We start from the raw sequence: 21,308 nt of genomic DNA, 5'->3' as shown, positions 1-21,308 counted from the left end.
CTTGTCCCATGACGAACATCTCCCGGCTCACGACATCGCCGGTGCTGTCCGGTGCCATCGCAGTAGCCGGCCTGGCACTGGGAGCAGGCGCCGCGACCGCCGACGGGCCCAGTTATCAGGGCGGCAACTGCCCGCAGGGAATGACCTGCACCCATTGGTGTCCCGGCGATCCGGCGATTCCCGGCAGCCAGGTGCTGCGCTGGGACTGGAACAGCTGCCACGACTGGTACTGGAATTCGTACGGCATCGTCGACGTGAACAGCAGCACCCTCTACCCCTGGCGCGGTGCCCCGCACCAGGTGTCGCCGAACAACTGAAAGCAGCCCTCCGCCCACCGGCGTTATCTCACAACGCAAAGAACCGCGCTCCGCTGACCTGGTGACTTATGGTCGACGCTGTGGTGAGTTCGAGCAGACGGCGGCCATCCCTGCGAGCGTTGATCTTTTGCTGTGTCGGCGTCATTACGGTGGTTTTCGTTGCGACGATGGCCGCGTCGATAGTCGGTCGAATCACGATCGGGCACTCTCTCCACGAACTCGGTGACCGCCTGATCCCGATCAGGAACCACAGCTTTGAACTGAGTCGCGCGTTCGTCGACCAGGAGACCGGCCAGCGGGCGTATCTACTGACCGGCAATCCGATTGCGCTCGAGTTGTTTGAAGCCGGGACCGCCACGGTCAACCGCGTGGTACCTGAGCTCCGGCGGGAAATCGAAGGTCTCCCGTACGCCGCTGACCTACGCGCTTTGTTCCAGGATGAGATGGCGGCAGCGGCGTTGTGGCGCAGCCACGCGGCAGAACCCCAGATCCTCGCGCTGCGAACGGGATCCATCCCGCGATCCCTGCTCGATCAGATGGTCCTCGACGCGAAGAATCTGTTCGATCCGCTTCGAGAACGGTTCCGCGCACTCAATGCTCGGCTCGACAGGCTCATCAGCGCCGAGATCGAACACATCGGCTCAGTGCTGCGCACGTCGAACAACAACCAATGGGTTGCGATGAGCATCCTGGTGGCCAGCGTCATCGGGTGCATCGTCGTCGTGCGGCGCATGCTCACCCAGCCTGTCTCGCGGTTGGTGCGATCGGTCCGCGCCGTAGCGGACGGCGATTACGACCAGCCCATCGGCCGGGGCGGGCCCCGCGAGATCGCGCAGATTTCGGCTGCCGTGGACGATATGCGTAACCGGCTTCGCGAACTTGCCCGCTTCGACAGCGTCACCGGGTTGGTCAACCGAGCCGAGACCATGGCCCGCTTCGAGACCGCTTTGAAGCAACCCGGTTCGCGGCTGGGCGTCCTGTATTGCGATATCGATCACTTCAAGCAGATCAACGACACCTGGGGCCACGCCGTCGGTGACGCGGTGCTGTCGACGATCGCGGCCCGGATGCGCGAATGCGTCCACCTGGACGACACCGTCGGGCGAATTGGCGGTGACGAGATCCTTGTCTTATTGCCGGGCGTCGGCAGCACCAAGGACGCCGTCGAGGTCGGCGAACGGATCCGCGGGCTGGCCGCCGAACCGATCCATCAATTCGGTTTGACGATCAACACGTCCCTGAGCATCGGCGCCACCTCGTCGGTACCCGGCGAGCCGAGTGCGGCGGTCAGCGCTCGGGCCGACGCCGCGATGTATCAGGCCAAGCAAGCCGGCCGCAATGCCGTCGCCGGTCTCGATCCGTAACTGCATCAAACAGAAAAACCCCGGCCGGAAGCCGGGGATTTTCTCCACATTGTGGGCGAAGGGGGACTTGAACCCCCACGTCCCGAAGGACACTGGCACCTGAAGCCAGCGCGTCTGCCATTCCGCCACTCGCCCGAAACAACCGAGGGAGCGTATCACGGTCGAGGGGGTGAACCTCAACTCGCGCCCGCGGCTCATTCAAGCCTAGCGGCCGCCGTCCCAGGCCTGTCGCCGATGCCCTGACCAGGTGTAACGCGATTCTCAGAATTCTCATGGTGACGGCGCGTCGACCTGGGCCGATACCATCAAGGTGAACAGGGGTCGACACACCACGTGCAGGTACTCGAGCTAGGCGGTGAGATGAGTAACCAGAGAGGTCTGGTTCAACGCATCGAGCGCAGACTCGAGAACACCGTGGGTGACGCGTTCGCTCGGGTGTTCGGCGGATCGATCGTCCCCGCGGAGGTGGAAGCCGCGCTGCGGCGGGAAGCCTCTGCCGGTGTACAGACACTTCCACGCGACAAGTTTTTGGCCCCCAATGAGTACGTCATTACCCTCAGTGCATCTGACTTTGCGAAGGTCAGCGCCGATCGTGATCTCACCACGGACACTTTTGCCAAACACTTGGGCGGCTACATCCGTGAACAGGGATGGCAAACGTATGGTGAGCTGGTCGTTAGGTTCGAGCAGTCGCCGAATCTGCACACCGGCCAGTACCGTGCGCGCGGCGTCGTCAACCCTGACGCCGACCCCCACCCGTCCCGAGCCACAACCGCCCCGCCAGAATCGAACCAGGCGTACACCGCAGAACCAGGAGTACCAGCGATGAGCAACGACCCCACCTACCGAGGCGACCAGGGTCAGGGGCGGCCCGGCGACGATTACTACGACGAGCGCTATTCGCGGCCGCAGGACGAGCAGCGCGGCGCCCCCGAGCAGCGCCCTCCCTATCCGCCCGAGCAGGGCGGCTACGCTCCGCCGCCCAACGAGGGGTACGGCCAGCGGCCGGGTTATCCCGAGCAGGGCGGCTACGGCGGCGGCCAGGGCTACGGCGGCCAGGGCTATGAGCAGCGCCCACCGGCCGGTGGCTACAGCGGCCCGGGCTATGACCAGGGCCAGGGTTACGACCAGGGCTACCGTCAGGGACCGCCCCCGGGATACGGCGGCCAGGGTTACGGCCCGCCGCAGGGCGGCGGTTATCCCCCGCAGGGTCCGCCGGCAGGTGACTATGACTACGGCCGCGGCCCCGGTAGGCACGAGGATGCCGGCTATGGTCGCCCCGAGCCCCGGCCCGCCTACCCCGATCAGGGTGGATACCCAGAGCAAGGTGGCTACGGTCAGCCGGGCGGCGGCTACGGCCGCCCGGACTACGGTCAGCCGGACTACGGTCAGCCGGCTGGCCGCGGTTACGAGCAGGGCGGCTACGAGCAGGGCGGTCGCGACTACGACTACGGCCAGCCCGCCGGTGGTGGCTACGGCGGATACGCACAGCCGCCCGCCCAGGGTGATTACCCGTCGACCGGGCATGCGGTCACCCTGCAGCTCGACGACGGCAGCGGACGCACCTACCAGCTGCGCGAAGGCGCCAACGTCATCGGCCGCGGCCAGGACGCCCAGTTCCGGCTGCCCGATACCGGCGTCTCGCGCCGGCATCTGGAGATCCGGTGGGACGGCCAGGTCGCGCTGCTGTCGGACCTGAACTCCACCAACGGGACCACGGTGAACAACGCCCCGGTGCAGGAGTGGCAGTTGGCCGACGGAGACGTCATCCGGCTGGGGCACTCCGAGATCATCGTCCGCGTTCACTGAGGTCGGCGGGGGTCACAGCTTGGTTGACGCGGAGTGGCTTCACCCGCGCACCCATCGGCGTCCAAGTATCGTGACGGTGCCGAAGTCGGCCCGGTGCCTGCTGGTATCGCGAGAACGGCGAGCGGGGCATGAGGACGGAGAGGACGCCGGATGCAGGGGTTAGTACTGCAGCTGACGCGCGCCGGCTTCCTGCTGTTGTTGTGGCTGTTCATCTGGTCGGTGCTGCGCATCCTGCGCAACGACATCTACGCACCCACCGGCGCGGTGATGGTCCGCCGGGGCCTGGCGCTGCGCGGTGCTCTGCTGCCGTCCCGCCAGCAGCGGCATGCCGCACGTTATCTCGTGGTCACCGACGGGGCGCTGGCCGGCACCCGGATCACGCTGGGCAGCCAACCGGTGTTGATCGGGCGCGCCGATGACTCCACGCTGGTGCTGACCGACGATTACGCCTCCACCCGGCACGCCCGGCTGTCGCCGCGCGGTTCCGAGTGGTACGTGGAAGACCTAGGATCGACCAACGGCACATACCTCGACAGGGCGAAGGTGACAACCGCAGTACGCGTTCCGATTGGCACGCCGGTACACGTCGGCAAGACGGTAATCGAGCTGCGCCCGTGACCCTTGTCCTGCGCTACGCCGCCCGCAGCGACCGCGGTTTGGTCCGCGCCAACAACGAAGACTCCGTCTACGCCGGCGCCCGGCTGCTCGCCCTGGCCGACGGGATGGGCGGCCATGCCGCCGGCGAGGTGGCCTCCCAGCTGGTGATCGCCGCGCTGGCGCACCTCGACGACGACGAGCCCGGCGGCGATCTGCTGAGCAAGCTCGACGGCGCGGTGCGCGACGGTAACTCGGCCATTGCCGCGCACGTCGAGCTGGAACCCGAGCTCGAGGGCATGGGCACCACACTGACTGCAATCCTGTTCGCGGGCAACAGACTTGGGCTCGTCCATATCGGCGACTCCCGCGGCTATCTGTTGCGTGACGGCGAGCTGACGCAGATCACGAAGGACGACACCTTTGTGCAGACCCTCGTCGACGAGGGCCGTATCACCGCCGAAGAGGCCCATAGCCACCCGCAGCGCTCGCTGATCATGCGCGCGCTCACCGGCCACGAGGTGGAGCCGACGCTCATCATGCGGGAGGCCAAGGAGGGCGACCGCTATCTGCTGTGCTCCGACGGCCTGTCCGACCCGGTCAGCCAGGAGACCATCCTGGAGGCGCTCCAGATAGAAGACGTCGCCGAAAGCGCCGACCGTCTCATCGAGCTCGCGCTGCGAGGCGGAGGTCCGGACAACGTCACAGTGGTGGTCGCCGATGTCGTCGATCACGATTACGGCGGGCAGACCCAGCCGATCCTGGCCGGTGCCGTCTCCGGAGACGACGACCACGTCGCGCCACCCAATACCGCGGCAGGCCGAGCGTCTGCCATCGCTCCGCGGCCCGCAGCCGCCAAGCGGGTCGTGGCTGAGCCCGAGCCACCGCCGAAACCGCGGTCGCGCCGGCGGATCATCATCGCCGTCGCGCTGATCCTGCTGGTCGTCCTCGCCGGACTGGCGGTTGGGCGCCAGATCATCCGCAGCAGTTACTACGTCAGCGCCTACAACGGCACGGTCGCGATCATGCGCGGCATCCAGGGCTCGATTCTGGGCTATCCGCTGCAGGACCCCTACCTGCTCGGCTGCCTCAACGACCGAAATGAGCTCTCGCAGATCAGCTATGGCCAGCCGACCGACTCGCTGGGCTGCCAGCTGATGCGGTTACAGGACCTGCGGCCTTCCGAGCGCGCTCAGGTCTCGGCCGGGCTGCCGGCGGGCAGCCTCGACGATGCGATCGGGCAGCTGCGGGAACTCGCCCACAGCTCGGTGTTGCCGCCGTGCGCCCCGCCACCCAGCAGCACACCGACGCCCACCCCGCCCCCGGCTCCGGCTCCCGCGCCGGGGCCGGCGCCCGTTCCCACCCCGGCAGTGACATCCACGCCGGCTCCTGCCCCATCGGCAACGCCGGCACCGACACCCCCGCCCGCCCCCGCTCCGACCGAAAGTGGCTCGGCTACAGCCCCTTCCGCCACGCCGATGCCGCCCCCGAGCCCGTCGCCGACCGTGACGCAACTGCCCGCAGCGCCGCAGAAACCGGGCACCGACTGCCGGGCGGCGGCATGAGTACCCAGCCCCAAGCACCCATCACGGTGGCACCGGCAACACCGACTCGCCGCAATGCCGAGCTCGCGTTGCTGTGCTTCGCCACGTTCATCACCGTGGTGGCACTGCTGATCGTCGAGGCCAACCAGGAGCAGGGCATCAGTTGGGATCTGGCCAGTTCCACGCTGGCCTTCCTCACCCTGTTCGTGTGCGCGCACCTGGCCATCCGGCGGTTCGCCCCCTACGCCGACCCAGTGCTGCTGCCAGTTGTCGCACTCCTCAACGGACTTGGCCTGGTGATGATCCACCGCCTCGATCTGATCGGTGGCGCGATCGCCCCGCAACGCGGGCCCAGCGAAGAGCAACAGATGCTCTGGACCCTCGTCGGCGTGCTCGGCTTCTCCCTGGTGGTCGTCTTCCTCAAGGACCACCGCATTCTGGCCCGCTACGGCTACACCTGCGGACTGGTCGGCCTGGTCCTGCTGGCGATCCCGGCGCTACTGCCCAGCCACTTCTCCGAGACCAACGGCGCCAAGATCTGGATTCGGCTCCCGGGCTTCAGTATTCAGCCGGCCGAGTTCTCCAAGATTCTGCTGCTGATCTTCTTCGCCGCTGTGCTGGTGGCCAAGCGCGATCTGTTCACCAGCGCCGGCAAGCACTTCCTCGGCACCGACGTCCCCCGCCCGCGGGACCTCGCCCCGCTGCTGGTGGCCTGGATCGTCTCCGTCGGTGTCATGGTCTTCGAAAAAGATTTGGGCACTTCGCTTCTGCTGTACGCCTCGTTCCTGGTGATGGTCTACATCGCGACCGAGCGGTTCAGTTGGGTGGCCATCGGCCTGACGCTGTTCGCCGCGGGCAGTGTGGTGGCCTACTACCTGTTCGGTCACGTGCGGGTGCGGGTGCAGACCTGGCTGGATCCGTTCGCTGATCCCGAAGGCGCCGGCTATCAGATGGTGCAGTCCCAGTTCAGTTTTGCCACCGGTGGCATCTTCGGCACCGGGCTGGGCAACGGACAGCCGGGCACCGTGCCCGCCGCTTCGACGGACTTCATCATCGCCGCGATCGGTGAGGAGCTGGGCCTGGTCGGCCTGGCCGGGGTGCTGATGCTCTACACGATCGTGATCGTGCGTGGGCTGCGCACGGCGGTGGCCGTGCGTGACAGCTTCGGCAAGTTGCTGGCCGCCGGGCTGGCCTCCACGCTGGCTATCCAGCTGTTCATCGTCGTCGGGGGTGTCACCGGGCTGATCCCGCTGACCGGCCTGACCACACCGTGGATGTCCTACGGCGGATCGTCGTTGGTGGCCAACTATCTTCTGCTGGCCATCCTGGTGAAGATCTCGCACGCGGCGCGGCGTCCGATCATCACCAACCCGCACACATCGATCGCGGCGGCCGGCACCGAGGTGATCGAGCGCGTATGAACACCTCCCTGCGCCGCATTTCGGTGATGATCATGGCGTTGATCGTGCTGCTGTTGTTCAACGCGACGATCACCCAGGTCTTCCGTGCCGACGGCCTGCGCGCTGACCCCCGCAACCAGCGAGTGCTGCTCGACGAATACTCGCGCCAGCGTGGCCAGATCACCGCAGGCGGACAGCTGCTGGCTTATTCGGTGTCCACCAACGGCCACTACCGGTTCCTCCGCGTGTATCCCAATCCCTTTGTGTACGCACCGATTACGGGTTTCTACTCGCTGCGGTACTCCAGCACCGGGCTCGAGCGCGCCGAGGACGGCATCCTCAACGGTTCCGATCAGCGGCTGTTCGGGCGCCGGCTGGCCGACTTCTTCACCGGCCGCGACCCCCGCGGCGGGAACGTCGACACCACGATCGTGCCCCGCATCCAGCAGGCCGCGTGGGAGGCGATGCAGCGGGGTTGCAACGGTGGGTGCCGCGGATCGGTGGTGGCCCTGGAGCCGTCCACCGGGAAGATCCTGGCGATGGTGTCCTCACCGTCGTACGATCCCAACCTGCTGGCCACCCATGACGCCGAGGAACAGGGCAACGCCTGGCAGCAGTTGCGTGACGATCCCGGTTCGCCACTGACAAACCGGGCGATCGCCGAGACCTTCCCGCCCGGTTCGACATTCAAGGTGATCACCACCGCCGCCGCGCTGCAGAACGGCGTGACCGACAAAGAGCAGCTCACCAGTGCCCCTCAGATCCAGCTCCCGAACAGCACGGCCAGCCTGGAGAACTACGGCGGTACCCCGTGCGGAAGTGCGCCCACCGCGTCGCTGCGGGAGGCGTTCGCCCGCTCCTGCAATACAGCCTTCGTCGAATTGGGTATCCGGGTGGGGGCTGACGCCCTGCGCAACACCGCGCAGGCATTCGGGTTCGACAGCCCACCTGCGCCGATCCCGTTGGAGGTGGCGGAGTCGACCATCGGCCCGATCTCCGACGCCGCAGCCCTGGGGATGTCGAGCATGGGCCAGAAAGACGTGGCGGTGACACCTTTGCAGAACGCGCTGGTGGCAGCGACGATCGCGAATTCCGGTGTGATGATGCAGCCGTACCTGGTGGACAGCCTCAAGGGTCCGGATCTGTCCAACATCAGCACGGCGGCACCTGCCCAACAGCGGCGTGCCGTATCGACGCAGGTCGCGGCTAAACTTACGGAGTTGATGGTCGGCGCCGAACAGATGACCCAGCAGAAAGGGGCGATCCCCGGCGTGCAGATCGCATCCAAGACCGGCACCGCCGAGCACGGTACCGACCCCCGCAACACTCCGCCGCATGCCTGGTATATCGCCTTCGCCCCAGCACAGAGCCCCAAGGTGGCCGTGGCCGTGCTGATCGAGAACGGCGGTGATCGGCTGAATGCCACCGGCGGTGCGCTGGCCGCCCCCGTCGGCCGCGCGACGATTGCCGCGGCGTTGCAGGGGGCGTCATGAGTCGGCGAGCAACGCGCCCCTGCATCCGAGCGAAGCGAGGCGAGCAATGAGCCCCCGCGTAGGAGTGACGCTGTCCGGCCGGTACCGGCTGCAGCGGCTGATCGCGACCGGTGGCATGGGCCAGGTGTGGGAGGCCGTCGACAGCCGGCTCGGCCGTCGGGTCGCCGTGAAGGTGCTCAAGCAGGAGTTCTCGTCGGACCCCGAGTTCGTCGAGCGGTTCCGTGCCGAAGCGCGCACGGTCGCCATGCTGAACCACCCGGGCATCGCCGCTGTGCACGACTACGGCGAAACCGACATGGACGGCGAGGGCCGCACCGCCTACCTGGTGATGGAACTCATCAACGGTGAGCCGCTGAACTCGGTGATCAAGCGCACCGGACGGCTGTCACTGCGGCATGCCCTCGACATGCTGGAGCAGACCGGCCGCGCGCTGCAGGTGGCGCACGCCGCCGGCCTGGTGCACCGCGACGTCAAGCCCGGCAACATCCTCATCACACCGACCGGTCAGGTGAAGCTCACCGACTTCGGTATCGCCAAAGCCGTCGACGCCGCCCCCGTCACCCAGACCGGAATGGTGATGGGCACCGCCCAGTACATCGCCCCCGAGCAGGCCCTGGGCCATGACGCCACCGCCGCCAGCGACGTGTACTCACTGGGAGTTGTTGGCTACGAAGCGGTTTCGGGCAAGCGACCGTTCATCGGCGACGGAGCGCTGACGGTCGCGATGAAGCACATCAAAGAAACACCTGCCCCGCTGCCGGCCGATTTGCCGCCGAACGTGCGCGAGCTGATCGAGATCACCCTGGTGAAGAACCCGGGCATGCGCTACCGCAACGGCGGGCAGTTCGCCGACGCGGTGGCCGCCGTGCGGGCCGGCCGCCGTCCGCCCCGGCCGAACTCCGCGCCCACCATCCGCGCCACCCCCGCGTCGATCCCGGGCAGCTCGCCGCGCCTGCCCGCCGCGCCCGCGACCGGGACCCGGCCGCGTGCCAACACCGGTGGACACCGTCCGCCGCCACCGCGACGCACGTTCTCCTCCGGCCAGCGCGCTCTGCTGTGGGCCGCCGGAGTACTGGGCGCCCTGGCGATCATCAGCGCGATACTCATCGTGCTCGCCGATCGCGACCGCAAGGACAACAAGCCGGTCGAGCAGACGGTCACCGACACCGTCACGCCCACGAGCCAGGCCGCGCCATCCGGTTGGACGGATCATCACATCGCCGGTAATCCTGGAGGACAGATCGGGGTACCCCGATTCAGCGCTGCCACTGTGGCTATCGCTGCCCTGTCCGAGGCTGTTCCCACCGACGAGAAACCGCGATGACCACCCCACAGCACCTGTCCGACCGCTACGAACTGGGCGAGATCATCGGCTTCGGCGGCATGTCCGAGGTGCACATGGGCCGCGACACCCGCCTCCATCGCGATGTCGCGGTGAAGGTGCTGCGCGCCGACCTGGCCCGCGACCCGAGCTTCTATCTGCGCTTCCGCCGGGAAGCGCAGAATGCCGCCGCACTGAACCATCCCGCGATCGTGGCCGTCTACGACACCGGTGAGGCGGAGACCGCGAACGGACCGCTGCCGTACATCGTGATGGAGTACGTCGACGGCGTCACGCTGCGCGACATCGTCCACACCGACGGCCCGATGCCGACCCGGCGGGCGATCGAGATCATCGCCGACGCCTGTCAGGCGCTGAACTTCAGCCACCAGCACGGCATCATCCACCGTGACGTCAAGCCGGCGAACATCATGATCTCCAAGACCGGTGCGGTGAAGGTGATGGACTTCGGCATCGCGCGTGCTCTCGCCGACGCCGGCAACAGCGTCACCCAGACCGCGGCGGTGATCGGCACTGCCCAGTACCTGTCGCCGGAGCAGGCTCGCGGCGAGCCGGTGGACGCGCGATCGGACGTCTACTCGCTGGGCTGCGTGCTCTACGAGATCCTGACCGGTGAACCGCCGTTCATCGGCGATTCACCCGTCGCGGTGGCCTACCAGCACGTGCGCGAGGATCCGGTGCCGCCGTCGCAGAAACACTCCGGCATCTCGGCCGAGCTCGATGCCGTGGTACTCAAGGCGCTGGCCAAGAACCCGGACAACCGGTACCAGACCGCGGCAGAGATGCGCACGGACCTGGTGCGGGTCCACAACGGGGAAGCGCCCGAGGCGCCCAAGGTGCTCAGCGCGGCGGAGCGGACCTCGCTGCTCAACGCCGCACCGCCGGTGGCCCCTCGTGGTGATGAGACCGACGAGATCCCGCGCGCGGTGGACAACGACCGCGCCGGCGGCTCGATCGGTCGCTGGCTGATCGTCGTCGCAGTGCTCGCCGTCTTGACCGTCGTCGTCACCATCGGCATCAACATGGTCAGCGGAAACCCGCGCAACGTGCAGATACCGGATGTGCGGGGCCAGGCGTCGGCCGATGCGATCGCGGCGCTGCAGAACAAGGGCTTCAAGATCCACACCAACACCAAGCCCGACAACACCGTGCCGCCCGAAAAAGTCATCGACACCGATCCGCCGGCCAACTCGATGGCCGCCGCCGGTGACGATGTGGCGATCAACGTGTCGACCGGTCCGAAGCAGGTCGAGGTGCCGGATTGCGCCAATCTGAGCTACGCCGAATGCGTCAAGAAGCTCACCGACGCGGGGTTCGGCAAGTTCAAGCAGACCAACTCGGCGTCCACCCCGGACCAGAAGGACAAGGTGCTGTCCACGGTTCCGCCCGCCAACCAGACCTCCGCGATCACCAACGAGATCACGATCGTCATCGGCAACGGGCCCCAGACCGCCGAGGTGCCCGTCGTGGCCGGGCAGACGATCGATGTCGCGAAGCAGATTCTCACCGCATCGGGCTTCTTGAACACGCTGCCTGTGCCAACCGACAGCACCGAGCCGTCCGGCCAGGTGGTGGGGACTGATCCGGCCAACGGCCAGACCGTCCCGCAAGACACCGCGATTCAAATCAAGGTGTCGAAGGGCAACCAGTTCGTGATGCCGGATCTGCGAGGCATGTTCTGGACGGACGCCGAGCCACGGCTTCGGGGCCTGGGCTGGACCGGTGTACTGGACAAGGGCGGCGACGTCCAGAACAGCGGTCAGCGGTCCAATGCGGTTGTCTCGCAGAACCCTTCGGCGGGTAGCGCCGTGAACTTCGGCGCGACGATCACGCTGAGCTTTGCGTCGTAGCCGATAGCTCGCCGCCGGCGTTGATCCCTGAGTCGCTGCGCTCCTGCCCTCCGAGTGCGTGCCGCACGGTGTCGGCGACCTCTTGCTCGAGGCGGTGAACCAGCGACTCCTCGGGAGCCCGCCCGCAGTAGCCCAGCCAGTTGGCCAGCATTCGATGGCCACCCTCGGTCAGGATCGACTCCGGGTGGAACTGGACGCCGTGGATCGGCAGCTCGACGTGCCGCACACCCATGACGACGCCGCCGTCGGTGCGGGCGGTCACCTCGAGCTCGGCCGGCATGGTCTCCGGCAGGATCGTCAGCGAGTGATACCGCGTCGCCGTGAACGGGTCCGGAAGTCCGTGCAGCACACCGATATTCGTGTGGTAGACGGTGCTGGTCTTACCGTGCAGGAGCTCGGGCGCGCGGTCGACCGTCCCGCCGAATGCCACACCGATCGCCTGGTGACCCAGGCACACACCCAACAGCGGAGTGCCCGCGTCAGCGCACGCGCGAACCAGGGGGATGGAGGCGCCGGCGCGTTCCGGTGTGCCGGGACCGGGGCTGAGCAGGACCCCGTCGAATTCGGCGGCGACGTGCGCTTCGTCGGCCAGGCGGGCGTCGTCGTTGCGCCAGACCTGCGCGTCCACCCCGAGCTGGCCCAGATACTGGACGAGGTTGAACACGAAGCTGTCGTAGTTGTCGACGACCAGAACCTGCATCAGGCCAGGTTACCCGGGGTGGATCGGGTCAGTAGCCCAGCGGCCCCGCAGGCTGGGCATAGCGCATCCGGACCGGCTCGGTGTAGCCGGCGACCTGGACGTCGTCGCGCACCTGCTCGGTGTAACCCAGGCCGAACCGCACGACGTACTGCTTGTAGAGGGTCACCAGCGGAGCGGCTGCCAGGGCCGCCTGCATCGCGGACGCATCGCCGATCGCGGTGATCGTGTACGGCGGACTGTAGGTCCGCCCGTTGAGCAGCAGGGTGTTGCCGACACAGCGCGGGGCCGAGGTTCCGATGATGCGCTGGTCCTGCATCTGGATCGCCTCCGCGCCTGCGCTCCACAGGGCGTTGAGGACGGCCTGGATGTCCTGCTGATGGACCACCAGATCATCCGGGGAGGCGTCGCGCGGGAAGCGCCCGTTGGCGTCGCGCTGGGCGTCGGACAGGGTGACCACCAGCCCGGGCCCGTGCACCGGATTCAGCCCCGCCGAGGCGGCCAGTTCATCGGCCCTTGCCTGCATGGCGGCCAGCGCCGTGCCGGACCCGCCGCCGTGGGTGGAGTCGACCTGGCCGGACAGCGCGTCCCGCTGCGCGCTAAGCCGATCGACCGACTTCTGCGTGTCATGCACCAGGTCGACGAGCCGGGGGGAGTCGCTTCGACGGATCTCGCTGCCGCCCGAGACGCCGTGTGTGGCGGCCAGCAGCACGCCGGCCAGCAGGCATACCACCGGGACGCCAATCCGCCACGGCGAGCGTCTGGCACCCGTCGTCGCTGCCGCCGGAGTTGTCGGGTCACGGCGCCGCTGCGTTAATCTCATAAGCGATCTGCGCACCATCGTCGCAGAAGATCCCGGCCCGAAGGTACCCATGCCCAAGTCCAAGGTTCGCAAGAAGAACGACTTCACGATCAATCCGGTGAGCCGCACTCCGGTCAAGGTGAAGGCCGGACCGTCGAGCGTGTGGTTCGTCGTGCTGTTCATCAGCCTGATGCTGATCGGTCTGGCCTGGCTGCTGGTGTTCCAGCTCGCCGCCTCCGGCTACGACACCCCGAGCGCACTGCAGTGGATGGCCAAGCTGGGTCCGTGGAACTATGCGATAGCGTTCGGCTTCATGATCACGGGACTGTTGCTCACCATGCGGTGGCGCTGAAGCAGGCGAGGACACCCTAGTGGATCCATGCTGTGCAAGCACCGTTTTGAGGCTGGCAACCTCCTGGTCACCCAATCACACGCGTGTGATTCATCCCCATTGTTGATAGCACCTGTGGATAACTGCATCGGCCACGGTAGAGGTGCCGGAAGACCCCATGCAGCAAACTGAATGGGCGCCGAAATCTCCCGCCATCGCTGCTCTGGGGATCGCGGCGATTCTTATGGCAATCGTTTGTGTGACGGTCGTCACAGACCCGCCGGGCCGGATTCTCACCGGGATCGCTGCGGTGGGACTGGCGGCGTTCGCGATCGGATCATGGCGAGCAAGACCCCGGCTGGCTATCACCGGCGATGCCCTGGTGTACCGCGGGTGGTTCCGGACTCAGACATTGCGGCACGCGGACATCACCCTGATCCGGATCACCGAGTTCCGGCGGATAGGCCGCAAGACGCAACTGCTGGAGATCGACACGACCGCTGACCGGCTGATCGTGCTCAGCCGATGGGACCTTGGCACAGATCCCGTCGACGTCCTGGACGCACTGACCGACGCCGGCTTCGCGGGCCGCTAGCTCACCGCGAAACAGCACTGAGAGCGAAGATTCCGCAGAATCTTCGCTCTCAGTGCTACTTCAAAGGTCGAGTCAGGAGATGGTGATCGACTCGATCACGACATCGTCGGTGGGACGGTCGTTGCGATCGGTGGCCGTGGTGGCGATCGCGTCGACGACCTTCTGCGACTCCGGGTCGACGACCTCACCGAAGATGGTGTGCCGACGGTTCAGGTGCGGGGTCTTGCCGACGGTGATGAAGAACTGCGAGCCGTTGGTGCCGGGGCCGGCGTTGGCCATCGCCAGCAGGTACGGCTTGTCGAATTGGAGTTCACCGTGGAATTCGTCGGCGAACTTGTAGCCCGGGCCACCGCGGCCGGTGCCGGTCGGGTCGCCGCCCTGAATCATGAATCCGTCGATGACGCGGTGAAAGACGGCGCCGTCGTAGAAGGGTCCCGAGGTGCTGCCCGACGCGTTCTGCGTCGAGTACTCCTTGGTGCCCTGGGCCAGGCCAACGAAGTTGGCGACGGTCTTGGGGGCGTGGTTACCGAACAGGGCGATCTTGATGTCGCCGCGGTTGGTGTGCAGGGTCGCTGTTGCGGTTGCGATGTCGCTCGTCACGGGATCTCAGTGTGCCACTAGGGTCGTCTGCCCGATCCCGCGGCCACCCTTCGAGCGCTGTGGCAGTGTTGAGCCGTCAACGCACCGCCAGCGCCGGGAGGACCCCATGGGCCGCAGGACTGAACCCAAGCTCACGTCGCGCGAACGGCTCAACCGCGGGTTGCACTACACCGCGGTCGGTCCGGTGGACATCACCCGAGGAGTGGTCGGCATCACCGCGCATTCGGCGGAGTCGGCCGCCGGCGCCATCAAACGCCGCGCCCGAGAAGCGCGGGCCGTGCAACACGAAGTCGCCGCGGAAGTCGAAGCCGTCAAGCAGGTCGTGGCCGAGCTGCCTCAAATGCTTGCCGAAGCCCGCAAGGCACAGCATCGCCGTCGCCGCCGGCTGTTCGTATTCGGTTTCCTGGGCCTGGCGACGGTGGGCGGGGTGGTCGCCTTCGTGATCACGCGGCGGTCCGCTGCCCCCGAGCCGTCGCCGCTGCCGCCCAGCGTCGAGGTCGCCCCCAAGCTCTAGCCCACCGCGGCCCCCGGAGCCGAATTCAGCTGCCGGGTAACAACATCGACTGCCAATCCGGGGGTTGCTTCGCGCCGGGTGCGAGGTTGCTCTGGGTGTACTGTTGCCCGTCGGGTCCGGCGAACACTCCGGTGGCCGGGTCGTATTCGGCGCCGTTCAATTGCGGAACCCCCTGGCCCGACAACGTGGCGTTGGGATCGCCCTTCCAGTTGAAGCCGTCGTTGAGCGGAATGTAGTTCTGGTCGCTCTCGCACATCGCCACCGTCGGCGCGCGCTTGCCCGGCCGGGTGGTGCAGGGGATGTTCCGCACACCGCGCACACTCAGCGGCGAGTCCTGCGGCACCCGGCAGTACAGGTCGCCGGGTGGACGGTCCGGAGAGTCCTGTAGCGCAGGCGCGCGTTGCTGCTGGGCCGGAAGGAAGCCGGTGGTACACGGCGGCGGCTGGTTGAGGCTCAGGTTCAGACTCAGGTAGAGCCCTCGGTACGGCTGTTGGGTGTCCCGGTTGGCCAGTACGATCGCCTGCGCGGTGGCAGCGGCCTGCGGCAGCAGAACCAGGAGCTGCTCCACACCCGGCTGGTAGGTGAGCGCCACCTGGGCGACACTCGCCATGTTGGCGGCGATGATGGGTACCGTGGGCCGCACCTCGTCGAGAAGCAATCGGGCCTCCTCGATGGCCGGGCCGCCTTGTTGCAGAAGATCTTTGACGGCTGCGTCGTTGCCCTTGAGCTGCCCGGCGATCGTGGCGAGCTGAGCGGCCCACGCGTGGACGGAGTCCGCAGAGTCGGTCTGCGCGTCCAGGATCGGTTTCGACTGGTCGATCAGGGTCAGCAGCGGGCCGAGGTTCTGGCGGGCGCCGGCCGCGAGCTCACCGCCGCCGACGATCATCCGGGAGAGCTCGGGTCCCAGCCCGCCGAACGCGGTGTAGGACTCGTCGACGACCGTCTTCAGGTCATCGTGGGGGATGACCTTCAGTCCGGTGTTCAGCCTGTCGAGTACGGCGTCGAAGTCCGGCGGGACCGACGTGCGATCGGCCGGAATGACATCGCCGTTGTGCAGTGGCGGCGAGTCGCGTCGCGGCAACAGCGTGATGTACTGCTCGCCGACCGCCGATTGGCTGTGTACCTGAGCGTCGAGGTCCGAGGGAATGGCGATCCCGGACTTCAGCGAGAGCACGGCCGCTACGCCGGTGTCGGTCAGCCGCACGTCTTTGATCCGGCCGACCTCAGCACCTCGATAGGTGACGTTGCCCCCGGGATAGACGCCCGCGGTGCGCGGTAGCTCGACGACCACCTGGTAGCGCCCGATCCCGAACATGGCCGGCAACCTGATGTAGCCGAAGACCATCGCGGCCCCGAACACCGCCGCGACCACGACGAAGATCGCCAATTGGAGGCGAATGCGCAGAGTCAACGGGGGCATGTCATCGCCCCTGTTCCCAATGATACAGAGCGACAAGCGGATTGCCCTGCGTGTACGGGCTGGGCAGCTGGCCGATGGTCCGGCCCCACTGCAACTCCAGTTGGGTCAGGTTGCCCTCCCACCGGGTTCCGGTGAGGAACGACGCGTCGAGCCGACTCAATGTCAGGTCGATGACGGCGGTCAGGTTCGCGAAATCGCCTCGCTGCCAGACGCCGACGGTGTCGGCCGGGAACGGGTAGGTGGCGAACATGCCCAGTGATCGGGTCAGCGCGGGCCCTGCGTTCGCCAGCGATTCCAGCACCGGACCCAGGTCCTTGAGTTCCTCGATCAGGCTGTCTTTGGTCTGATTGGTGCTGTCGGCGACGAGCGCACTGAACTTGCCGAGTTGATCGAGTGCTTCGACCAGCGTCTGGCGTTCGTCGCTGATGACGCGCAGTGCGTCCGGGATGGTAGCGAGTGCCTTGTCGACGACCGGCTGCTGATCGGCGAACTGGCCGGCGAGGGTGTTCAGGCTCTCGGCGGTGGCGATGATGTCGGCCGACTGGCCATTGACGTAGCGGGTGAACGCGTCCAGCTGTGCGATCAGGTTCCGCAGATCCTGTTCCCGGCCGGCCAGCGCGGTACTCAGCGAGTCGGTGATGTCCTGGACCTGCCCGATACCGCCGCCGTTGAGCAGCAACGTGATTGCCGACAGGACTTGCTCGCTCGACGGGTACGTTCCGGCCGACGACAGCGGGATCAACGATCCGTCGTGCAAGCTGCCACGGGGTGGGGTGGCGGTTGGTGCGGCCAGCTCGACGTGCAAAGAGCCGAGCAGCCCGCTTTGGCCGATAGTCGCGGTGGCGTTGGCGGGCAGTTCGACGCCGCCGTCGATGCTCATGGTCAGCAGCGCGTGCCAGCCCTGCCGCTCGATCTTGGTGACGGTGCCCACCGTGACGTCGCCGACCTGCACACGGGAGTTGGGCTCGATGGTCCGCACGTCCGGTAGCTGTGCCTGGATCGTGTACGCACCCGGACCCCGGCCCGCCGTCCCGGGCAGCGGTAGGGAATTGAGTCCGCGCCAGGCACAGGCCGACATCGACGCGGCCAGCATTACCGCCAGCAGCACCGCGGTCATCCTGCGCCGGCTACTCATGAGCCCGCCTCGGGCGGCGTCATCAACCCGGGCAGACCCTGCGTCGGATCAGCCTGCCGGACTACGGGATTCGTCGGGGGGATGTAATCGGGCCTGAGCCAGTCCTCGCTGTAGGTCACCTCGTTGGGTCGCGCGGTCGCGCCGACGATGAGGTTCTCGCTCAGCGGCGGGAAGTTGTACTGACGGTTCTTGACGATCGGGGCCAGATACTGCACGCACAATTTCGCCGACTGTTCGGCACCCAGTCGCGAGGCAGCCTGGATTGCGCCGCACAGAAACGTGATCGGGTCGGCGAAGTTGTTGAAGGCGTAGGCGCCACCCATGGTGGCTTGTGCGGGCTGATACGTGTTCATCAGGTTTTGCAGTTCATTGGGCGCGACGTGCAGGGCCTGCTTGACGTCGTCGAGGCTGGCGCCCAGCGCAGAGGACACCGCGGCCAGCTTGTCGGCGGTGGTGCCCAGCGCCTCGCGGTTCTCGGCGACGAAGCTACGCACATCGCCGATAACGGCATCCAGCGCCGACAGGGCGTCGCCGATTTCATTGGGATCGTTGCTCAGTAGTCCTGTCGCGGTGGCCAGGTTGGTGTTGAGTTGCCGCATCACCTGCCCGCTGTCCTGCAGCGCGGAGACCAGCAGCGAGAGGTTCTTGACGGTGCCGAACACGTCGGAGCTGTGGTCGCCGAGCAGCGAAATCGTCTGGGAGAGTTCGATGATGGTCCGGCGGATGGTGGCGCCCTGACCACGCAGGGTTTCAGCGGTGGTGTGCACCACCGATCCCAGCGTACTGACTCCACCGGGCTGGTCCGGTTGCACGAGCTCACTGAGCCGTTCGAGCTGCTCGCGCAGTTCGTCCCATTCCACCGGAACGGCGGTGCGCTCCTGGGGAATGACTGCGTTGTCGTGCATCTGCGGTCCGCTGGTGTAGGCCGGGGTGAGTTGGATGACGCGCGCGGTGACGATGGCCGGGGAGAGGATGACGGCTTTCGCGTCGGCGGGCACCGGATACTTGGCGTCGTACCAGAAGGTGACTTTGACCCGCTGCGGTTCGGGCTCGATGCGGTCGATCTTGCCGACGCGCACACCGAGAATCCGGACTTCGTCGCCGACGAAGATTCCGTTGCTGTTCGCGAAGTACGCGACGATCGTTCGTCGGTCCACCGTTGCGGCCGAGATCGACAGCACTGTGACACCGGCGACGAGCAACAGGGCGAGCGCTGCCGCGAGCCCGATGCGGATGTTGGCGCGCTTGGTCATTGGCTCTGTCCCTCGGCGGGTGGACCGGGCGGGGCGCCGCCGGGCAGCGGTGCCGGCGGGGGCTCGCGGTACGGGTAGCGGGGATCGCCGGGGATGCCCGTGATCGCGTCGGGAAGGCTCAGTCTCGGCTCACCGCCCTGGCCGGTGCGGGGGTAGGGCAGCGGCAGTGGCGGCGTTGCGGGTTGGCCGGTTTGCGGATCGGTGCGCTCCGAGGGTGCCAGGACGTGCGGGTCGAGGCCGAGATCGGAGAAAGCGGCGTCGACGAACGGCTGGATGAACTGGCCCGGCAGCAGGTTGGCGATGTAGAACTTGAAGAAGGGCCCCGCCGACATCGATTCGCCCAGCGACATCGCGTATTGATTGAAGCCCTTGATGGCCAACTGGATACGCTCCTTCCGATTGTCGAGGATCGTCAGCAGCTGGTTGAGCTTGTCCAGCGCGGGTGCCAGGGTTTGCCTGTTCTCGGCGATCACACCCTTCAGCTGGCGGCTCAAGGCGGCGATGTTGCCTGCGATGTCGTCCAGGGCTCGGCTCTGATTGGTCAGATCGGCCAGCAGTGCGTTGCTGTCGGTGAGCATTTTCACCAGCGCGTCGCTGCGTTGCGCCAGCACCGTCGTCACTTTGTTGGCGTCGGCCAGCAGCTTGCGTAGCTGTGCGTCGCGTGTGTTCAGGGTCTCCGAGAACCGCGCCACGCCCTCCAGGGCGGGCTTGAGAGCCATTGGGGTCTCGGAGAATTCGTCGGCCAGTACCTTCCAGGAGTCCGACAGCCGGGCGGTGTCCAGTTGGCTGATGGTGGCCGTCAGGTCACCGAGGGCGTCGGGTAGCTGGTAGGGCGACGTCGTTCGGTCGAGGGGGATGGGACCCGATTGAGAACCGTCGCCGCGGGGGGTCAGCTCCAGGATCTTCGCGCCGAGAATACTTTTCGTCTTGATAGCCGCCTCGGTCCGGTCGCCGAGCCGGATACTCTTGTCCACCTCGAAGGTGACCCTGACCCGCGGGCCGTCGAGATCGATGCTGGTGACCTCGCCGGATTTGTAGCCGGATACCTGCACCGCGGCACCGGTGAGCAGGCCGCCGGCCTCGGCGAAGTAGGCCGAATAGTGCCGGTTGGAGTTGACGAACGGAAGCTTCCCGTAGTTCAGCGCTGCGAGCACCACAGCGAGGGTCGCCGCCACACCCACCACACCGACGACAATGGAATTGCGTTCGGCAAAAGCTTTCATCTGGGCGCGCACCGCCCGGTGTCCTGGCCGACGACCTTCACGTAAACGGGCTGTCCGCCTTTGCCGTTCAGTTTCAGGATCAGGTCGCACAGATAGAAGCTGAAGTAGTCGCCGTAGAGTCCCTGCCGGTTCAGCATCCGGTAGACGTCCGGCAGCGTGTCGAGCAGGTGGTCGAAGTATTCTCGGTCCGCCAGTGCGACGGTCGCCGTCCGATCTGCCTCGTGGACAACGGTTTTCAGCGGGGCGCGGCCCTGGACGAGCAGGTCGCCGATCGAGGCGGCGGCCGCGTTGCCGTACGCCAGGCCGTTGCGCAAGTCCTGCCGACGGTCGGCGATCGTCGCCAACGATGCACTCATGGCGTCGACGGCGACGGCCAGCTGCGAACTCTCATCGCCCAGCGATCCGGCCAGGGCTCTGAGGTTGGTGATCAGCTGTCCGATCAGGTGGTCCCGGTCGGCCAGCGTGCTGGTCAGCGTTGCGGTCTGGGTCAGGAATGTCGTGATCGCCGATCCTTCACCCTGCAACGCTTCGATCAGTTGCCCGGACAATGCGTTGACCTGTTCGGGATTCAGCGCGCGAAACAGGGGGCGGAAGCCGCCCAGCAGTGCGTCGAGGTCCAGCGCCGGCGCGGTGTGCGAGAGCGGGATCGTGGCGCCCGGCGCAAGCGCCCGGGTGCCGCCCGCACCCTCCTCGAGCGCCAGATAACGTTCGCCGATCAGATTGCGATACCGGATCACGGCCCGGTTGCCCTGGGTCAGCACGACCGACGGATCGGTCCCGAATTCGACCAGCGCGATCCCGTCGTCGCGGATATGGATTGCTTTGACCTTCCCGACCTCGACTCCGGCGACGCGGACGAAGTTTCCGTCTTCGAGCCCGGATACCGTGCGGAACTCTGCGGTGTAGACCTTTTCTGCCTCGAAACGCAGTTGGGCGAAGATCGCCAGCATGGCCGCCAGGCCGAGCGCGCACACCGCCAGGAACACGCCGACGCGCCAGATCGCCCCCGGCAGACTCTCCCTCAT

20 protein-coding genes and 1 tRNA gene are annotated in these 21,308 nt (G+C 66.8%); 12 read left to right on the top strand and 9 right to left on the bottom strand.

The features are described from left to right. Positions 1-8: 8 nt before the first annotated feature. Both AB431_RS00170 and AB431_RS29300 read left to right on the top strand, forming a co-directional pair. Positions 9-317 (top strand): hypothetical protein, encoded by a 309-nt coding sequence (locus AB431_RS00170; RefSeq protein WP_047328248.1) that lies wholly within the window; start codon positions 9-11, stop codon positions 315-317. A 167-nt stretch (positions 318-484) separates the two neighbouring features. Continuing rightward, positions 485-1,681 (top strand): diguanylate cyclase domain-containing protein, encoded by a 1,197-nt coding sequence (locus tag AB431_RS29300; protein ID WP_158423489.1) that lies wholly within the window; start codon positions 485-487, stop codon positions 1,679-1,681. A 52-nt stretch (positions 1,682-1,733) separates the two neighbouring features. Here AB431_RS29300 and AB431_RS00160 read toward each other — a convergent pair. Next, positions 1,734-1,816: transfer RNA gene (locus AB431_RS00160), tRNA-Leu, on the bottom strand. A 225-nt stretch (positions 1,817-2,041) separates the two neighbouring features. On the opposite strand from AB431_RS00160, the gene AB431_RS00155 reads away from it, so the two are divergent. The 7 genes from AB431_RS00155 (at position 2,042) to pknB (ending at position 11,713) form a co-directional block, all read left to right on the top strand. Continuing rightward, positions 2,042-3,490, top strand: a complete 1,449-nt coding sequence (locus tag AB431_RS00155; RefSeq protein ID WP_047328247.1) for a DUF3662 and FHA domain-containing protein — start codon at positions 2,042-2,044, stop codon at positions 3,488-3,490. 150 nt (positions 3,491-3,640) lie between these two features. Next, positions 3,641-4,108 carry an FHA domain-containing protein gene (locus AB431_RS00150; RefSeq protein ID WP_047328246.1) on the top strand — a complete coding sequence of 156 codons (468 nt, stop codon included), beginning with the start codon at positions 3,641-3,643 and terminating at the stop codon, positions 4,106-4,108. Further along, a complete protein-coding gene (locus AB431_RS00145) occupies positions 4,105-5,649 on the top strand; it encodes a PP2C family serine/threonine-protein phosphatase (protein ID WP_047328245.1) in 1,545 nt (514 codons plus the stop codon). The genes AB431_RS00150 and AB431_RS00145 overlap by 4 nt, the downstream gene beginning before the upstream one ends. Beyond that, positions 5,646-7,049, top strand: coding sequence for an FtsW/RodA/SpoVE family cell cycle protein (locus AB431_RS00140; protein ID WP_047328244.1), 1,404 nt, complete (start codon positions 5,646-5,648; stop codon positions 7,047-7,049). Before AB431_RS00145 ends, AB431_RS00140 begins: the two co-directional genes overlap by 4 nt. Next, complete coding sequence (gene pbpA, locus AB431_RS00135; protein WP_047328243.1) at positions 7,046-8,521, top strand: D,D-transpeptidase PbpA; 1,476 nt, start codon at positions 7,046-7,048, stop codon at positions 8,519-8,521. The genes AB431_RS00140 and pbpA overlap by 4 nt, the downstream gene beginning before the upstream one ends. A gap of 46 nt (positions 8,522-8,567) precedes the next feature. Beyond that, entirely contained in the window at positions 8,568-9,845 is a 1,278-nt protein-coding gene (locus tag AB431_RS00130; protein WP_047328242.1) for a serine/threonine-protein kinase, read from the top strand. Then, on the top strand, positions 9,842-11,713 hold the full coding sequence (gene pknB / locus AB431_RS00125) for a Stk1 family PASTA domain-containing Ser/Thr kinase (protein WP_047328241.1): 1,872 nt from the start codon (positions 9,842-9,844) through the stop codon (positions 11,711-11,713). Before AB431_RS00130 ends, pknB begins: the two co-directional genes overlap by 4 nt. Here pknB and AB431_RS00120 read toward each other — a convergent pair. Both AB431_RS00120 and AB431_RS00115 read right to left on the bottom strand, forming a co-directional pair. Next, entirely contained in the window at positions 11,691-12,413 is a 723-nt protein-coding gene (locus AB431_RS00120; RefSeq protein WP_047328240.1) for an aminodeoxychorismate/anthranilate synthase component II, read from the bottom strand. The genes pknB and AB431_RS00120 overlap by 23 nt on opposite strands. Before the next feature lie 28 nt (positions 12,414-12,441). Next, on the bottom strand, positions 12,442-13,233 hold the full coding sequence (locus AB431_RS00115) for a DUF881 domain-containing protein (RefSeq protein ID WP_047328239.1): 792 nt from the start codon (positions 13,231-13,233) through the stop codon (positions 12,442-12,444). Positions 13,234-13,282: 49 nt separating this feature from the next. Here AB431_RS00115 and crgA point away from each other — a divergent pair, with 49 nt between their 5' ends. Both crgA and AB431_RS00105 read left to right on the top strand, forming a co-directional pair. After that, on the top strand, positions 13,283-13,564 hold the full coding sequence (gene crgA / locus AB431_RS00110) for a cell division protein CrgA (protein ID WP_047328238.1): 282 nt from the start codon (positions 13,283-13,285) through the stop codon (positions 13,562-13,564). A gap of 157 nt (positions 13,565-13,721) precedes the next feature. Next, the gene (locus AB431_RS00105; RefSeq protein ID WP_047328237.1) at positions 13,722-14,138 is read left to right on the top strand and encodes a PH domain-containing protein; all 417 of its coding nucleotides are present in this window, start codon (positions 13,722-13,724) and stop codon (positions 14,136-14,138) included. A 72-nt stretch (positions 14,139-14,210) separates the two neighbouring features. On the opposite strand, the gene AB431_RS00100 is transcribed toward AB431_RS00105, so the two are convergent. After that, on the bottom strand, positions 14,211-14,738 hold the full coding sequence (locus AB431_RS00100) for a peptidylprolyl isomerase (RefSeq protein WP_047328236.1): 528 nt from the start codon (positions 14,736-14,738) through the stop codon (positions 14,211-14,213). A gap of 106 nt (positions 14,739-14,844) precedes the next feature. On the opposite strand from AB431_RS00100, the gene cwsA reads away from it, so the two are divergent. Further along, complete coding sequence (gene cwsA / locus AB431_RS00095) at positions 14,845-15,252, top strand: cell wall synthesis protein CwsA (protein WP_047328235.1); 408 nt, start codon at positions 14,845-14,847, stop codon at positions 15,250-15,252. A gap of 25 nt (positions 15,253-15,277) precedes the next feature. Here cwsA and AB431_RS00090 read toward each other — a convergent pair whose 3' ends face one another. Genes AB431_RS00090 through AB431_RS00070 form a run of 5 tightly spaced genes read right to left on the bottom strand, consistent with a single transcriptional unit; the run spans position 15,278 to position 21,308 of the window. Next, on the bottom strand, positions 15,278-16,672 hold the full coding sequence (locus tag AB431_RS00090) for an MCE family protein (protein WP_047328234.1): 1,395 nt from the start codon (positions 16,670-16,672) through the stop codon (positions 15,278-15,280). A gap of 1 nt (position 16,673) precedes the next feature. Beyond that, positions 16,674-17,807, bottom strand: a complete 1,134-nt coding sequence (locus AB431_RS00085; RefSeq protein WP_047328233.1) for an MCE family protein — start codon at positions 17,805-17,807, stop codon at positions 16,674-16,676. Next, positions 17,804-19,060, bottom strand: a complete 1,257-nt coding sequence (locus AB431_RS00080; protein ID WP_047328232.1) for an MCE family protein — start codon at positions 19,058-19,060, stop codon at positions 17,804-17,806. The genes AB431_RS00085 and AB431_RS00080 overlap by 4 nt, the downstream gene beginning before the upstream one ends. Beyond that, complete coding sequence (locus AB431_RS00075) at positions 19,057-20,283, bottom strand: MCE family protein (protein WP_047332903.1); 1,227 nt, start codon at positions 20,281-20,283, stop codon at positions 19,057-19,059. The genes AB431_RS00080 and AB431_RS00075 overlap by 4 nt, the downstream gene beginning before the upstream one ends. After that, positions 20,280-21,308 carry an MCE family protein gene (locus AB431_RS00070; protein ID WP_047328231.1) on the bottom strand — a complete coding sequence of 343 codons (1,029 nt, stop codon included), beginning with the start codon at positions 21,306-21,308 and terminating at the stop codon, positions 20,280-20,282. The genes AB431_RS00075 and AB431_RS00070 overlap by 4 nt, the downstream gene beginning before the upstream one ends.

The organism is Mycobacterium sp. EPa45 (assembly GCF_001021385.1).
Classification (GTDB): Bacteria; Actinomycetota; Actinomycetes; order Mycobacteriales; family Mycobacteriaceae; genus Mycobacterium.
The sequence above is the reverse complement of the archived record's forward strand: the minus strand, read 5'-3'. Positions and strand labels throughout refer to the sequence as shown.

What these genes read in the sequence shown, in the direction of transcription:
- pknB (WP_047328241.1), top strand. Translation starts at nt 9,842, where the DNA reads ATGACCACCCCACAGCACCTGTCCGACCGCTACGAACTGGGCGAGATC.
- AB431_RS00130 (WP_047328242.1), top strand. Translation starts at nt 8,568, where the DNA reads ATGAGCCCCCGCGTAGGAGTGACGCTGTCCGGCCGGTACCGGCTGCAG.
- AB431_RS00140 (WP_047328244.1), top strand. Translation starts at nt 5,646, where the DNA reads ATGAGTACCCAGCCCCAAGCACCCATCACGGTGGCACCGGCAACACCG.
- AB431_RS00150 (WP_047328246.1), top strand. Translation starts at nt 3,641, where the DNA reads ATGCAGGGGTTAGTACTGCAGCTGACGCGCGCCGGCTTCCTGCTGTTG.
- AB431_RS00105 (WP_047328237.1), top strand. Translation starts at nt 13,722, where the DNA reads ATGCAGCAAACTGAATGGGCGCCGAAATCTCCCGCCATCGCTGCTCTG.
- AB431_RS00115 (WP_047328239.1), bottom strand. Translation starts at nt 13,233, where the DNA reads ATGAGATTAACGCAGCGGCGCCGTGACCCGACAACTCCGGCGGCAGCG.
- crgA (WP_047328238.1), top strand. Translation starts at nt 13,283, where the DNA reads ATGCCCAAGTCCAAGGTTCGCAAGAAGAACGACTTCACGATCAATCCG.
- AB431_RS00120 (WP_047328240.1), bottom strand. Translation starts at nt 12,413, where the DNA reads ATGCAGGTTCTGGTCGTCGACAACTACGACAGCTTCGTGTTCAACCTC.
- cwsA (WP_047328235.1), top strand. Translation starts at nt 14,845, where the DNA reads ATGGGCCGCAGGACTGAACCCAAGCTCACGTCGCGCGAACGGCTCAAC.
- AB431_RS00155 (WP_047328247.1), top strand. Translation starts at nt 2,042, where the DNA reads ATGAGTAACCAGAGAGGTCTGGTTCAACGCATCGAGCGCAGACTCGAG.
- AB431_RS00170 (WP_047328248.1), top strand. Translation starts at nt 9, where the DNA reads ATGACGAACATCTCCCGGCTCACGACATCGCCGGTGCTGTCCGGTGCC.
- AB431_RS29300 (WP_158423489.1), top strand. Translation starts at nt 485, where the DNA reads ATGGCCGCGTCGATAGTCGGTCGAATCACGATCGGGCACTCTCTCCAC.
- AB431_RS00075 (WP_047332903.1), bottom strand. Translation starts at nt 20,283, where the DNA reads ATGAAAGCTTTTGCCGAACGCAATTCCATTGTCGTCGGTGTGGTGGGT.
- AB431_RS00085 (WP_047328233.1), bottom strand. Translation starts at nt 17,807, where the DNA reads ATGAGTAGCCGGCGCAGGATGACCGCGGTGCTGCTGGCGGTAATGCTG.
- AB431_RS00070 (WP_047328231.1), bottom strand. Translation starts at nt 21,308, where the DNA reads ATGAGGGAGAGTCTGCCGGGGGCGATCTGGCGCGTCGGCGTGTTCCTG.
- pbpA (WP_047328243.1), top strand. Translation starts at nt 7,046, where the DNA reads ATGAACACCTCCCTGCGCCGCATTTCGGTGATGATCATGGCGTTGATC.
- AB431_RS00080 (WP_047328232.1), bottom strand. Translation starts at nt 19,060, where the DNA reads ATGACCAAGCGCGCCAACATCCGCATCGGGCTCGCGGCAGCGCTCGCC.
- AB431_RS00090 (WP_047328234.1), bottom strand. Translation starts at nt 16,672, where the DNA reads ATGCCCCCGTTGACTCTGCGCATTCGCCTCCAATTGGCGATCTTCGTC.